General features: G+C 65.5%; 9 protein-coding genes. 4 read left to right on the forward strand and 5 right to left on the reverse strand.

The window, feature by feature from the left end; all coding sequences use genetic code 11:
- Positions 1 to 14: 14 nt before the first annotated feature.
- The gene (locus V7D81_RS15615) at positions 15 to 2,426 is read right to left on the reverse strand and encodes a DNA polymerase II (RefSeq protein WP_324317896.1); all 2,412 of its coding nucleotides are present in this window, start codon (positions 2,424 to 2,426) and stop codon (positions 15 to 17) included.
- Positions 2,427 to 2,515: 89 nt separating this feature from the next.
- Here V7D81_RS15615 and V7D81_RS15620 point away from each other — a divergent pair, with 89 nt between their 5' ends.
- The 3 genes from V7D81_RS15620 to V7D81_RS15630 all read left to right on the forward strand — a co-directional run bounded on the left by V7D81_RS15620 (position 2,516) and on the right by V7D81_RS15630 (position 6,611).
- Positions 2,516 to 4,246: a hypothetical protein gene (locus tag V7D81_RS15620; RefSeq protein WP_324317898.1), complete on the forward strand. Its 1,731-nt coding sequence runs from the start codon at positions 2,516 to 2,518 to the stop codon at positions 4,244 to 4,246.
- A 178-nt stretch (positions 4,247 to 4,424) separates the two neighbouring features.
- Positions 4,425 to 4,790 carry a PRC-barrel domain-containing protein gene (locus V7D81_RS15625; protein ID WP_324317900.1) on the forward strand — a complete coding sequence of 122 codons (366 nt, stop codon included), beginning with the start codon at positions 4,425 to 4,427 and terminating at the stop codon, positions 4,788 to 4,790.
- A 204-nt stretch (positions 4,791 to 4,994) separates the two neighbouring features.
- Positions 4,995 to 6,611: an SMP-30/gluconolactonase/LRE family protein gene (locus V7D81_RS15630; protein WP_324317902.1), complete on the forward strand. Its 1,617-nt coding sequence runs from the start codon at positions 4,995 to 4,997 to the stop codon at positions 6,609 to 6,611.
- 93 nt (positions 6,612 to 6,704) lie between these two features.
- Here V7D81_RS15630 and V7D81_RS15635 read toward each other — a convergent pair whose 3' ends face one another.
- The 4 genes from V7D81_RS15635 to V7D81_RS15650 form a co-directional block, all read right to left on the reverse strand.
- Positions 6,705 to 7,784 carry a 3-deoxy-7-phosphoheptulonate synthase gene (locus V7D81_RS15635; RefSeq protein WP_324317904.1) on the reverse strand — a complete coding sequence of 360 codons (1,080 nt, stop codon included), beginning with the start codon at positions 7,782 to 7,784 and terminating at the stop codon, positions 6,705 to 6,707.
- Between the two features lie 205 nt (positions 7,785 to 7,989).
- Positions 7,990 to 8,766 carry a ferredoxin--NADP reductase gene (locus tag V7D81_RS15640; protein ID WP_324317906.1) on the reverse strand — a complete coding sequence of 259 codons (777 nt, stop codon included), beginning with the start codon at positions 8,764 to 8,766 and terminating at the stop codon, positions 7,990 to 7,992.
- Positions 8,767 to 9,091: 325 nt separating this feature from the next.
- Entirely contained in the window at positions 9,092 to 9,802 is a 711-nt protein-coding gene (locus V7D81_RS15645; protein ID WP_324317908.1) for a YkgJ family cysteine cluster protein, read from the reverse strand.
- 21 nt (positions 9,803 to 9,823) lie between these two features.
- The gene (locus V7D81_RS15650) at positions 9,824 to 12,508 is read right to left on the reverse strand and encodes an ATP-binding protein (RefSeq protein WP_324317910.1); all 2,685 of its coding nucleotides are present in this window, start codon (positions 12,506 to 12,508) and stop codon (positions 9,824 to 9,826) included.
- A 198-nt stretch (positions 12,509 to 12,706) separates the two neighbouring features.
- Here V7D81_RS15650 and V7D81_RS15655 point away from each other — a divergent pair, with 198 nt between their 5' ends.
- A complete protein-coding gene (locus tag V7D81_RS15655; protein ID WP_324317912.1) occupies positions 12,707 to 14,281 on the forward strand; it encodes a M48 family metalloprotease in 1,575 nt (524 codons plus the stop codon).
- Positions 14,282 to 14,298 lie beyond the last annotated feature (17 nt).

The raw sequence follows: 14,298 nt of genomic DNA on the forward strand, positions 1-14,298 counted from the left end.
GCATGAGCTGACAATCACATTCCCAGCAGATCCAGCTGCCGCGTATCGCCGATCACCTTGTCGAAATCGAGCCGCAAGGTCGCCAGCACGGGCTCGGCCACGGGCTTCACCTGTTTGACGACATAGTGTTCCCGGTCGATGGGATGCTGGATGTTGTCGATCGGCTCGGCGCCGGCGGTCGTCATGACGTAGCTGATGGTGCGGCCCGTCGGCTGGGTCGATTTGCGGGCGGCCGCGACGTGCGGCGGCGTGGTGGCCGTGTACTCCTCGGCATCTTTGCGCAGTCCCTTGCGATACACGAGCAGGTCGTCGAATTCGCCATTGCGCAGACGCTTGACGACGTCTTCGAGATAGCGGTCCACCGACTGGTCCGTGAACAGGCGCTGGTACAACTCGCGCTGCACCTGTTTGGCGAGCGCCGTCCAGTCGCTGCGCACGACTTCCATGCCGGTGAATTCCGGCGTGTCCTTGCCGTGGCGCAGGCCGGCGTAGCGCTTGCTGGCGCCGCGCGTGCTGTTGCGTGCCTGCGCCAGGAACAGGCGCGAGTAGAGCTTCTCGAACTTGAGTTCCAGCCGGCTCGGCACCTGCCAGCGTTCGTCGATGTGGCGCGCGATTTCGACGCTCAGTTTCGCCGCGAGATCGCGCCCCTGTTCCAGCGCTGCTGCCGGATCGTCGATGCCGGAATGCACGAACAGGCTGTCGGTGTCGCCGTAGAGGACGACGAAGCCGGCCGCTTCGAACCAGCGCTTCGACCACAGCAGCATTTCGCGGCCGGTACCGGTGATCGAATTGGCGAGCGCCGGGTTGAAGAAGCGGCACGCGGGCGTGCCGAGCACGCCGTAGAACGAGTTCATCAGGATCTTGATGGCGTTCGAGGCGACGTCGTCGCCGGCCTTCTTCGCCGCTTCGCGACGCGGAAACAGATCATCGAGCATGCGCGGCAGGATGGCCGGCTCGCGCCGGAAGGCGCCGCCGGGAATGCGGATCAGGTCGGCTTGCGGCGAAGGATTCGCGACGTACGACAGCGGATCGATGTTGAACGTGCGGATCAGGCTCGGATACAGGCTCTTGAAATCGAACACCCAGACATTGCGATGCAGCCCGGCGATCGGTTCGAGCACATGCCCGCCCTGCTGCGCGACGTGCACGCGCGAATCGTCGGAACGCACCGTGGGCGCGACGATGCGCTGGCGTTCGAGTTCCGACAGATACAGGAAGTCGAACGAGGCGATGCTGGCCGCGACGCGGTCCGGCGTCATGCCGGAGAGTTCGCTGCGCGCGAGTGCCAGCCGCACGACATCGAGTTTCTGCACGATCTGGAAAGCGAGCCGCGCATCGGTGCGGGCGTAGAGTGCGAACGCCGGCAGATCGTGCCGGTAGTTGTGCATGATCTCGCCGAGCCGGTCGCGCGAGTCGCCCTTCACTGCCTTGCCTTCGCCCAGCACGTCGCGCGCGACGGCGTCGAGCGAATAGTCCTCCATGCGCACGAAGGCGCCGCGCAACAGGTCGATGCCATCGAGCACCAGCCGGCCCGGCACGCTGGCCTGACCGCTGCCGAAATAGCCTTCGGGCTTGCGGATGCGGATCGCGCCGGCATCGCGGCCCAGTTCGAACGGATGGCGCACACGCGCGGCGATGCGCTGCAGGACGCTCAGGTCGAAGTCGATGATGTTCCAGCCGGTGAGCACGTCGGCATCGAAGGTGCGCACGCGCTCGCAGAAACGCTCGATGGCATCGAACTCGCTCTCGCAGCGGATGGCGCGCTCTGGCATCTCGCGGCCTGCATCGTCGACGATGAGCACTTCGTCGATGCCCGGCGCGAAGAGTGAGATTGCCAGCAGCTTCTCGGCCTTCGCGTCGGTCTCGATGTCGAACGACAGCAGGCGCGGTTCGACCTTCACCTGCGCCGGCGTCATCACGGGATTGTCGAAGATGCAAGTGAGGCCCTTGCCCGCGACGGCGTCGCCTTCGATCACGCAGCCGCCCTTGATGCCACGCTCGATGAGATAGCGCATCGCGAAGCGGACGTCGGCTTCGAAGGTGTCGATGCCGGCGGCGTGCAGGCGATCGCGCATCGCGGGAACGTCGCCCGGGACTTCCGCTTCGATGCGACTGACCTCGGCGCCGTCGAACGTGTGCCGACCTGCGGGCCGCGGCTCGGGGATACGCTGAGTACGTGCTCGGGCGATATCCGCGGTTCTTATATAAAAGTGCGGACGCGGGCGATCGTCGCGGACCAGGAAGGTGCCGCCATCTTCCAGGCGGCCGTAGATGTATACGACGGGCAGACGCGAGCCACCCGGCGCGGAAACCACTCGATAACTTGCCTGCAGGACGAAGCCACGCACTTTCATGCCGGCATTGTGCCTTGCAAAAGGCGTCCGTTGACAAAACATGACGGAATCCGCCCCGACGTTTTCGAACATCGCCCCTTGCGCAGAATCGGCACGGCAGTAGGCTCTCGCCTACTGGATCGAACATTCGTCATGGCTCGCGCCAGACACAGGGGGTTTTCGTGAACAGATCGTGGCTCGCACTCGCGGCCGTCGGCATCGTCTTTGCCACATCCGCGTCGGCCGTGGATCGCGTCGGGGATTTTTCCCTGATCGATCAGCAAGGCTATTTCCACCAGCTCAGTTATTACGACGATCACAAAGCCGTCGCGCTGCTCGTGATGAGCAACGGCAGCAAGGGCGCCGCCAAGGCCGTTCCTGGTTTCAAGGCGGCGAAGGAAAAGTACGCCGACCAGATCAAGTTCTTCATGATCAATCCGCTCGGCACGCAGTCGCGCGCTTCGGTGCAGCAGGAACTCGACAAGTACGGCACCGACATTCCCGTCCTCATGGACGACGCGCAACTCGTCTCCGAAGGACTCGGCGTGCGCAAGACCGGCGAGGTGCTGCTGGTCAAACCCGGCACCTCTGAAGTGCTGTACCGCGGCCCGGCCGACAAGCGCTTCATCGCGGCGATCGACGCAGTGCTGGCGGATCATGCGGTGAAAACCGCCACCGCGCGAGTGAGCGGCGAGAAGATCAAGTACCCGGCGAAAGTGGCGCAGGCGAAGTCGGGCGTTTCCTACTCGAAGGAAATCGCGCCGATCCTGGCCGAGAACTGCGCGCGCTGCCATCGCGAAGGCGGCATCGCGCCGTTCGCCATGAACAGCCACCTGATCGTGAAGGGCTTCGCTCCCATGATCCGCGAAGTGGTGCTGACCAAGCGCATGCCGCCGGGCCAGATCGATCCGGAGATCGGTCACTTCAAGGAAACCTACACGCTGACGAGTGCGGAACAGCAGAAGCTGATCCACTGGATCGAAGCCGGCGCCGAGAAGGACGGCGACGTCGATCCGCTGACGCAGCTCAAGTGGCCGGCCACCCAGTGGGCGTACGGCGAGCCCGACCTGATCGTGAAGGTGCCGCCGCAGCAGATTCCGGCCACCGGCGTGCTCGACTACATCCGCGTGACCGTGCCGATCGAAGGCCTGGATCGCGATCGCTACGTGAAGGCCAGCCAGTACCTCGCGGGCGACCGTACCGTGCTGCACCATACGCTCAACAGCCTGCTGCCGCCGGGCGTGAAGCAGGAAGGCGGCTTCCTGGGCGGCGGCGATCCGAATGCTGCGCGCATCACGGCCTACATTCCGGGAGCGCAGCCGCAGCATGAACCGCCCAACACCGGCGGCCTGCTGAAGAAGGGTTCGTCGCTGGCGCTGCAGTTGCACTACACGACCAACGGCAAGGCGACGACGGACGCGAGCGAAATCGGCGTGTGGTTCTACCCGGACGACGAGATCCCCGCCGAGCGCATGTCGAACCAGTGCGCCTGCATTTTCACGCGCGGCTGGATTCCGATCCCGCCGTACGCGGCGGACCATGAAATGCAGCAGACCATCACCATCAAGAAGGACGCACACATCTACAGCATGCTGCCGCACATGCATTTCCGCGGTAAGCGCATGCGCTTCTATGCCGATTATCCGGACGGCCACAGCGAGGAACTGCTGAACATCGCCCGGTACAACTACAACTGGCAGCTCGACTACGAACTGACCGAACCGAAGTTCGTGCCGGCCGGCACCAGGATCCGCGCCGTGGCGGCGTTCGACAACTCGAAGCAGAACAAGGCGAACCCCGATCCGGCGCGGACCGTGCCCTGGGGTCAGCAAAGCTGGGACGAGATGTTCTTCGGCTCGGTCACGTACAAGTACGTGGACCAGAGCGGCATGAAGGTCGCGAAGCAGGACTGAACGGCTCGATCTCGACGACGGCCGCGGATCGCAAGGTCCGCGGCCGTTTTCTTTTGCCACCGGAAAACACGCACGCCGGTGGCGCGCATTCCGACGGAACCTCATTGCCGCCGCCGCATTGAGTCTCTACCGAACGCATCGCCGCGTTCATCCCTCGGATAAAGATCAGGAGACATTTATGCCTACGCAAAGCGGCCACACGTCCGCGATTCGCGCGAAGAAGGTCATCGGCACGAACGTGAAGGACGGCACGGGCGAAAAGCTCGGTCAGGTGGAAGACATCGTGCTCGACAAGCAGTCGAACCAGATCATGTTTGCCATCGTCGGTTTCGGCGGCGTGCTTGGCCTGGGCGAAAAATATCACCCGGTGCCGTGGAGCACGCTCGACTACGACAAGGACGAGAACAGTTACGTCGTGAATCTCAGCAAGGAGCAGTTGAAGGCCGCTCCCGCGGATTCCATCGACGAACTGACGAAGAACGATGGCCTCGCCTATCGCGACAAGACATACGCGTACTACAAGGCGAAGCCTTACTGGCAATAACCACCGGCTGTCGAAAACGGCATGCCGGGTCGGACATGCCGTCTGACAGAGGCGACCGCGTCATCGATGCGGTCGCCTTTAATTTTGAACCGGTCGCGCTGCTGGCCGTAGCGGCTGCCCCAGAACATCTCCTGCAACGGCAGGATTGCCCGACACGCGCGTCTCGCCCATGCTCCGCCTCCAGGCAGCAGGGGGGACTCATCGATGCAGCATGCACGTCGTGTCGACACGCTGGTCGTCGCACTGGCCTGGACGTTCTGCGCAGACGCAGCACCCGTCAGCGAATCCCACCAGGTCGAACGCCTGGTCGCGGGCTCGCCATTCCATGGCGTTCATGGCCTGGCCTTCGACCGCAACGACGTGCTGCACGCCGGCAGCGTCATGGGACAGAGCGTGTATCGGGTCGATACCGCCACCGGCGCAGTGGAAACCGTCGTCGGACCGCCGGCCGGAATGGCAGACGACCTGGTGTTCCTCGCCGACGGCACGATGGTCTGGACGGCCATCCTGCAGGGCGCGGTGTATGCGCGCAGCGGCGATGGGCCGGTCAGGAAGATCGCGGACATTCCCAGCATCAACTCGATCAATGTCCGGCGCAGCGACGGCCGGCTGTTCGTGGGCCAGGTCTTCGGCGGGGACGGCGTGTGGGAGATCGACCCGGCGGGAATCAAGCCGCCGCGCAGCATCGTCAAGGATCCCGGCGGCTTCAACGGCTTCGACATCGGGCCCGACGGCATGCTGTACGGGCCGCTGTGGTTCAAGAAGCAGATCGTACGCATCGACCCCGACAGCGGTGCGATGAGCGTCGTCGCCGACGGATTCCAGACGCCTGCCGCCGCCAACTTCGATTCCAAGTGGAATCTCTATGTCGTCGACACGGCGGCCGGCGAACTGATCCGCGTCGACATCGAGCGCGGCACGCGCACGCTGGTGGCGAAGCTGGAGACGTCGCTCGACAACCTCGCCATCGATTCGCGCGACCGCATCTTCGTTTCCAACATGGCCGACAACGGTATCCAGGAAGTCGATGCGGTCACCGGCAAGGTACGCCAGGTGGTGAAGGGAGAGCTCGCCATTCCGCTGTCGATCGCGGCGCACGGCACGACGATCTACGTCGCCGATGTTTTCGCGTTCCGCAGCGTCGACGGGCGCAGCGGGGCCGTCGACGACATCGCACGCGCGCACGCGGCCGGCACGCCCATCGAATATCCGGTCGCCGTCAGCGCGAGCGAGCATCATGTCGTGCTCGTGAACAGCGAAGGCCTCGTCCAGAAGTATCCGCACGGCAGCAACCGGCCCGCCGCATCGATGCATCTGCGAGGCGCGCGCCTCGCGTACGAGCTGCCCGGCGGCGACGGGCTGGTATTGACCGCGGACAATCGACTCGTGCGCCTGGCGTCGGGCGACGGCAACGACAAGGGCCGCGTGATCGACGGCAACGTACCGGCGTCCGGAGGGTTTGCGCTGAGCCGCGCGCGACGCAACACGGCGTATGCACTGGATGCGGTGCGCGGCGAGATCCTGCAGCTCGATCTGCTCGACGGTCAGCGCCGCGTCATCGCGAAGGGTCTGACCGATCCTCGTTCGCTCGCCGTCGGTGCGAACGATGCTCTCTTCACTGTCGAGCTCTCGACCAGGCGGCTCATCCAGATCGATTCGCCCTCGGGAACTTCACGGGTGATTGCATCGGATCTGCCGGTGGGCGGCGCCGACAATCCCACCGCGGCGGTCGGCATTGCCGTCGACGACGGCGATGCGGTGTATGTGAGTTCGGATGTGGAGAACTCGCTCTGGAGATTTACGCCGAAGCGAGTGCATTGAACGGCCTGCGGCGGCTTTCCTATTACTGTGGGGCCGGCTTCAGCCGGCCTTTTCCGGAGTCAGGCTGAAGCCTGACCTACAGTAGAAGGGGCGTCAGACCGCCCGTGCCTGCGGCATCGACAGGCGGCGCCGGCGAGTCACGGCGTCGGCCAGCGTTTCCAGCACCTGGACGGACGACTGCCAGTCGATGCAGCCGTCCGTGATGCTCTGTCCGTACACCAGCGACGCGCCGGGCTTGAGGTCCTGGCGTCCGGCGACGAGGTGGCTTTCGACCATCACGCCGGCAATGCGCTGCTCGCCCTTCTCGATCTGCGCGGCGATGTCCGCAGCGACCAGCGGCTGGTTCTCCGGCTTCTTGCTGCTGTTGCCGTGGCTGACGTCGATCATGATTTTCTGTTCGAGGCCCGAGGCCTTGAGCTGCGCACTCACCGCTTCGACGCTGCCGGCGTCGAAGTTCGGCGTCTTGCCGCCGCGCAGGATCACGTGACAGTCCGCGTTGCCGGCAGTCGAGGCGATGGCGCTGCGGCCCGCCTTGGTGACGGCCAGGAAATGATGCGGATTGGACGCCGCCTGCACGGCGTCGATGGCGATCTTCACATTGCCGTCGGTGCCGTTCTTGAAACCGACGGGACAGGACACGCCCGAGGCGAGTTCGCGATGCACCTGGCTTTCCGTGGTGCGCGCGCCGATGGCGCCCCAGGCGACCAGGTCGCCGATGTACTGCGGCGTGATCATGTCGAGGAATTCGCAGCCCGCCGGCACGCCGAGCTGATTGATCTCGAGCAGCAGGCCGCGTGCGAGGCGCAGTCCCTTGTTGATGTTGAAGCTGCCGTCGAGATCGGGATCGTTGATCAGGCCCTTCCAGCCGACCGTGGTGCGCGGTTTCTCGAAATAGACGCGCATGATGATTTCCAGCGTGTCCTTGAAGCGCTCGCGCTGTTCGCACAGGCGCGTCGCGTACTCGATCGCCGCTTTCGTGTCGTGGATCGAACACGGACCGATGACGACGGCGAGGCGATCGTCCTGGCGGTGCAGGATCTTCTGCATGGCCGTACGTCCCGCCGCCACGGCGGCCGACGCCGGCTCGGTCATCGCGAATTCGCGCATGAGATCCTCGGGCGTGGCCAGCTCGCGGATGTCGCGGATGCGCAGGTCGTCGGTACGAACGTTCACAACAGTGCTCCCGAATATTTCCGGCAAAAAAAAACCGCCAGGGATGCTGGCGGTTTTCTGGGTGGTTCTCTGATTCGTCGGTTCAGGTCGAGCCCATTCCTTCCGCCATTGGCTTCGGAAAATAAAAGTAGGCCCAGAACCGATAGCTGCGAGTCAGTGAAGACATGGGTGGCTTGATATCACGAACCCGCGGGGAATTGCCAGATCACTTTTCGACAAAAGCGCGTTCGATCACGTAATCGCCGGGCTCGCCGATATGCGGGGAAATCGTGAAACCGCGGGCGTCCAGGATCGCCGAGAGGTCCTTCAGCATCTGCGGGCTGCCGCACATCATGGCGCGGTCCTGCGCCGGATCGAGCGGCGCTTCGCCCAGGTCCTGCAGCATGCGGCCGGTTTCCAGCAGGTCCGTGAGGCGGCCGCGATTGCGATAGGGCTCGCGCGTCACGGTGGGGTAGTAGATGAGCTGGTTGCGCACCAGTTCGCCGAGATGTTCGTCCTGCGGCAGCACTTCGGACAGGAAGTGCTCATACGCGAGGTCGCGACGTTCGCGCACGCCGTGGACCAGGATGATGCGCTCGAAGCGCTCGTACAGTTCCGGGTCGCGCACCAGGCTCAGGAACGGCGCAAGGCCGGTGCCGGTGCTGAAAAAGAAGCAACGGCGGCCGGGCTTCAGATCGTGCAGGAGCAGCGTGCCCGTGGGCTTGCGGCTGACGAAGATTTCCTGGCCGGGCTGGATGGACTGCAGGCGCGAGGTCAGCGGGCCGTCCTGCACCTTGATGCTGAAGAATTCCAGGTGTTCCTGGTGATTGGCGCTGGCGATGCTGTAGGCACGCAGCAGCGGACGACCTTCGACGGGCAGGCCGATCATGACGAACTGGCCGTTCTCGAAACGCAGGCCGGGATCGCGGGTGGTGGTGAAACTGAACAGGGAGTCGGTCCAGTGGTGGACGCTCTTCACTGTCTCCGTATTCAAGGCAGCCATGAAATCTCCAGTACAACCTGCCCGGCGGGTGCGTTCGCTGGCACAACCGATCCCGTCCGCCCCGCACCCCGGGACGGTCGAAACAGCTGAACAGCGAGCCGGATGCGAGCAATTCTCATCATTTCCGCGGGCGGGCGCCAATCCGGTTTGGCATATAGGCATGATGCCGGCGCATGACACGGGGGCGGATTGGGGGGTTTTCCGGGGAATCGTTGGGGATTGCCCCGGATCGCCCCCGCCCCGGCCCTCCCCCGGCGACCGGGGGAGGGGGCAGGATTCCGATCCCCTCCCCCGGTCGCCGGGGGAGGGTCAGGGAGGGGGCATCTCAGTCGTCGTCCATGAACTCCGCCGGCACCTCATCACCGGCCAGATCATCGAACGGCGCCTCCCCTGCCTCGAAACGCGCGCGGCTTTCCGGCTGCCGCAGCGCCGCCGCCAGCGCCATGTTCAATTCGTACGCACCGGTGTCATAGCCGGCATCCTGCACGGCTTTCGAGAAGGCTTCGACGTGTGCGCCGCCCGCCTGGTACACGAGCGGCGCGAACTCCGGATCGATGTCCATGTTGTCGGGCTGCTCGTACGACTGGCGGCAACCGGCCGCGTCGGTGGCGTGATAGTTGCGACAGGTCTGCGGGCGCACCGCGTAGATGGTGCAGCGCCCGGCCTCCAGAAAAGGACATTTCGCGGTGCGCCGCATGCGCTCCATGTCCGACAGCGGCGCGACTTCGGCGCCGTTGACGAAAACCTCCTGTCGCAGCCGCTCGCGCTGATCGTGAGTGAAATGCGCGGCCACGAAATCGAGGATGCGAAAGACCTCGGCCGCGCGCACGTCGACCGTGAAGTGACAGCACCAGGCACAGCCGTCCTTGCAGGCCAGCGTACCGGCGTCGGCCGCGCTCGCGAGTCGCGCGTCGTGGCGCAGTTGCGAGGCTGCGAGCGCCGCGACCGGCCCGCGCGCCGCGATATCCGCACGGGCCTGCGCGTACTCCGTCCTGATCAGGCGGCGGACGGCCGCAATGTCGATCGATATTTCCATCGCACTCGCAACAGGTACCCATCAATGCGCCGACCGGCCCGGCGCCGGTTCGCTCAGATAGCGCGCGACCAGGCTGGCCAGTTCGTCGATGGTATCCGGCTTCAGAATCAGATCGCGAATCCCGAGCGACCGGGTCGCGGCGACATCGACTGCCCGCACGTATCCCGTGGTGATCACGACGGGCAATGTCGGACGCAGCGCCAGCACTTCGCGCGCCACGTCGATGCCGCTCATGCCGGGCATGTTCATGTCGGTGAGCACCAGATCGAAGTCCTGCGGATTCTTCGCGACCCAGTCGAGCGCCTGGCGCGGATCGGTGGTGGCCGAGCAGCGATAGCCGCTGCGTTCGAGGATGCGCGTCACGAGCACGACCAGCGGTTCCTCGTCATCGATGTACAGCACATGCTGGTTCGCACCGCGCGGAGTTGCGGCGACGACAGGCCGTTCGGGCACGGCGCTGCGCTCGCTGGCGCGCAGATAGACGAAGAAGCTGCTGCCGACGCCGACCTCGCTCTTCGCAACGATGGCGCCCTTGTGATTGCGCACGATGCCGTGCACGACGGCGAGCCCGAGTCCGCTGCCCTCGCCCGCCTCCTTGGTCGTGAAGAACGGATCGAAGATGCGCTCGAGGATTTCCGCCGGAATGCCGCTGCCGTTGTCGCGCACTTCGATGCGGACGTAGCGCGCCGCGCCGTTGAGCGTGCTGCCGGCTTCATGGCGCGCCTCTTCGGCGGAGAGCGTAGTCACGAGCACCTGGATCTCGCCGCGTCCGGAGGGCATGGCCTGCCAGGCATTCGTGCAGAGATTGACGAGCACCTGGTGCAGCTGCGTGCCGTCGGCAATCACCGGCGGCGTATCCGGCGGCACGAACGACTGCAGCACGACGGCGGCCGGCAGTGCGGGCCGCAGCAGCTGCTGCACTTCATCGATGAGCGGCGCCAGTTCGAGCGGCGACTGCGGCGTTTCCTGCTGGCGGCTGAACGTCATCAGGCGCTTCACGAGGTCGCGGGCGCGATTGGTGGCGTTGCGGATCTCGTGCGCGCTCTGCCGCGCCGGATGGTCTTTGGGCAGATCGTCCATCGCCAGCCGGATGTTGCCGACGATGGAACTCAGGATGTTGTTGAAGTCATGGGCGATGCCGCCGGTCAGCGTGCCGATGGCTTCCAGACGCTGCGATTGACGCAGGGCGACCTCCAGTCCGAGGCGATCGCGTTCGGCCTCGCGGCGGGCCGTGATATCGCGGATCGTCACCAGCAGGGCCGTTTCGGTGTCGATCTGGAACGGCACGGTGCGGACTTCGACATCGACCGGCGTGCCGTCGAGGCGGATCAGGCGCTCTTCCAGCGGCGGCAGGATGACGCGCTCGCGGACCATGCGATCGACCCGCTGCTGGGCGACGATGCGGTAATCCGGATGCACCCGGTCGACGACCTGCCGGCCGATCAGCTCCTGTGCGCTGCCGGCGCGGAACAGTTCGACGGCAGGACGGTTGACGAACGTCACGATGCCGGCGCGCACCATCAGGACCGCGTCGGGACTGTTCTCGATCAGCAGCCGATAGCGCTCCTCGCTCTGTGCCGTGCGCTCTTCGCTCAGGCGCCGTTCGCGCATTTCCGCCGCGAGATTGCGCGACATGAGTTCGTTGCGCAGACGACTGCGCGTGAGATAGAAAGCGGCGAGCGCGCCGAGCAACGTCGTTACCAGGCCCGCCAGCAGCACCGACCACACCGGCAATGGCGGCTTTGCGCCCGCATAGCCGGGCAGCGTGCGGAACTGCAGCGACAGCGTGCGATCCGCGATGGCGATGCCGCCGCGCCATTCGAGCGACGGGGATTCGTTCCACGAGTCGTCGATGACGACTTCGCCCTCGCCGGTATCCGCGGCGGCCGATTGCGGACCGGGCTCCAGCAGTTCCATCTCGATGCCCGTGTCACGCGCCTGCGCGGCGACGTCCTGCGCTATCTCTTCCAGCACGAAGTGCAGACGCACGAAGCCATCGAGTTCGCGCCAGTCGGCTGCGGCGGCCCGCGTGGCGCGCGAGTACACCGGCAGATAGACATGGACGTAGCGCCGCGGATCCGGCGGCGTCAGGTGGATGCCGGGAGAAATCGCCGCGCTCGCGGCATCGGTCTTCGCCGTCGCATCCATCGCCGCCGCGATGGCCGGAAGGCCGCGGGTGTCGAGCCCCACGAACAGGCCGTCGCGCGCATGGGCGTAGATCAGTGGCGCGTAGATCGGACGCCGCTCCGCAGGGACGAGCCGGTTGGACGCATCCAGCTGCAGGATCCGGAACGGCCGGCCGAGGACCCGGGTGTACTGTCGTTCGAAATCCTCGCGATTCTCGTCCGTGACCAGGCGCAGATACCCGATCGAACGCACGTTGCGATGACGCGCCAGCGCTGCCGTCGTGTACTGCTCGAACTCGTCGGGACTGACGTACTGACTGCTGTCGAACAGCGCACGCACGCCGTACAGCGATTCGATGTTCGCATCGACGCTGCGGCTGAGCAGCTGCTGCCGCTCCTCGCACCAGGCGGCGAACTGTTCGCGGGCGCGGGACACCTGCGTGTCGACATACAGGCGGGTCAGCAGCAGCGTCGTGCCGATGCCGGCCAGCAGGATCACGAGGCAGGGACCGGTCTGCCTCGCGACCATGCGCCATGCATCGGCCCTGCGGACCGGTTCACCGTCGACTGTCTGCGACAATCGCCACCTCGCTCCATGCGCGTTCCTTCGCACTTGTATCCTTTCCATCGTCTTTTCCGGAAGCCTGCCATGGCGCGTCTGCGTTTGATACCTATTCGAAGCAGCTGCCGGGCGGGCGACGGATGAAGATAATTCCCCGATCCGCCGCACCGACTGCGCACGCCCCTGCCCGCGCCAGACAACAAGAGGACTGCCCCCATGTCACCGATCGCCCGTGTCGTTTCATGCATCGTCGCCTGCCTGTGGCTCGGCGCCTGCGGCGTGAATCCGGTCACCGGCAAGAAGGAGATCCAGTTCGTCTCCGAGGCGCAGGAGCTGCAGATCGGCGCGAAGAACTACGAACCCACGCGCCAGAGCGAAGGCGGCGACCTCACGGTCGACCCGCAGCTCACCGCCTACGTCAGCGGCGTCGGCCAGAAGCTCGCCGCCGTGGCGGATCGCCAGCTGCCTTATGAATTCGTGGTGCTCAACAACTCCGTGCCGAATGCGTGGGCGCTGCCCGGCGGCAAGATCGCCGTCAATCGCGGGCTGCTCACGGAGCTGCAGAACGAGGCCGAACTGGCCGCGGTGCTCGGCCATGAAATCGTGCACGCCGCGGCGCGTCACGGCGCCAAGGCGCAGGAACGCGGCACGCTGATGCAGGCCGGCCTCGCAGCCGCGCAGATCGGCGCGGCCATCGGCGGCGTCGATGCCGGGCTCGCGAGCATGGCGATCCAGGGCGCCGGCGCCGGTGCGCAGATGATCCAGATGAAGTACGGACGCGACCAGGAACTGGAAAGCGACCTGTACGGCATGAAGTACATGAAGCTCGTGGGCTACGACCCGTGGGGCGCCGTCACGCTGCAGGAAACCTTCGTGCGTCTGTCGCAGGCCGGCGGCGCGAAGCAGCAGAGCTGGATGGAAGGACTGTTCGCCTCGCATCCGCCGTCGGAGGAGCGCGTGGCGACGAACAAGCGGACCGCCGAACAGCTGGGACGCGGCGGCGACGTGGGCGCCGAGAAATACGCCGCCGCCACACAGCAGCTGCGCCAGATGAAACCGGCGTACGACAAGTTCGACCAGGCGATGGCTGCCGCGCGCAAGAAGGACCTGGCGACGGCGAAATCGCTCGCCGGCGAGGCGGCAAAGGCGGTCCCGCAGGAGGGGCGCTTCCAGGAATTCCTCGGCGAGATCTCGCTGTCGGAAAAGAATCCGCAGCAGGCGGCTGCGTACTATCAGAAGGCGATCCAGCTCAATCCGTCCTACTTCGGCTCGTATCTCGGCGGCGGCGTCGCGCAGATGCAGCTCGGCGACAAGGCGAAGGCGGAGGAATGGCTGACGAAGAGCGCACAGCTGCTGCCGACTGCACCCGCCGCCTACTACCTCGGCAACATTGCGCGCGACAGCGGCGACACGGCCAAGGCGCAGCAGTACTACAAGGCCGCCGCAACCTCGGACAGCGCCATCGGCAAGGCCGCGGCGGCCGAATACATGAAGACGGATCTGCCGCAGAACCCGGGCAACTACGTCGCCACCACCGGCCAGCTCGATTCGCAGGGCCGCGTCATCGTGGTCGTCCAGAACCGCTCGCCCGTGGCGCTCAACGACATCCAGGTCACCCCCGTGCTCGTCGACAGCTCGGGCCGCATCCTGCAACAGGGCAATCGCGTCGTGATCGATGCGATCGTCAAACCGGGCGAACAGGCCGCCGCCGCGACGGGACTGGGCAATCTGCCGCAGGAACAGCTGCAGGCGCTGCGCTTCCGGGTGGATGGGGCGAAGATCGCGGAGTAGAAGAATTTCACACGGAG

Origin of the sequence: Povalibacter sp., assembly GCF_036735925.1 — a bacterium.
In the GTDB taxonomy this organism is placed as follows: Bacteria; Pseudomonadota; Gammaproteobacteria; order Steroidobacterales; family Steroidobacteraceae; genus Steroidobacter.

Bases quoted from the DNA above. Each gene is read 5' to 3' on its own strand.
- V7D81_RS15615 (WP_324317896.1), bottom strand. From the start codon at position 2,426: ATGTTCGAAAACGTCGGGGCGGATTCCGTCATGTTTTGTCAACGGACG.
- V7D81_RS15625 (WP_324317900.1), top strand. From the start codon at position 4,425: ATGCCTACGCAAAGCGGCCACACGTCCGCGATTCGCGCGAAGAAGGTC.
- V7D81_RS15630 (WP_324317902.1), top strand. From the start codon at position 4,995: ATGCAGCATGCACGTCGTGTCGACACGCTGGTCGTCGCACTGGCCTGG.
- V7D81_RS15640 (WP_324317906.1), bottom strand. From the start codon at position 8,766: ATGGCTGCCTTGAATACGGAGACAGTGAAGAGCGTCCACCACTGGACC.
- V7D81_RS15645 (WP_324317908.1), bottom strand. From the start codon at position 9,802: ATGGAAATATCGATCGACATTGCGGCCGTCCGCCGCCTGATCAGGACG.
- V7D81_RS15655 (WP_324317912.1), top strand. From the start codon at position 12,707: ATGTCACCGATCGCCCGTGTCGTTTCATGCATCGTCGCCTGCCTGTGG.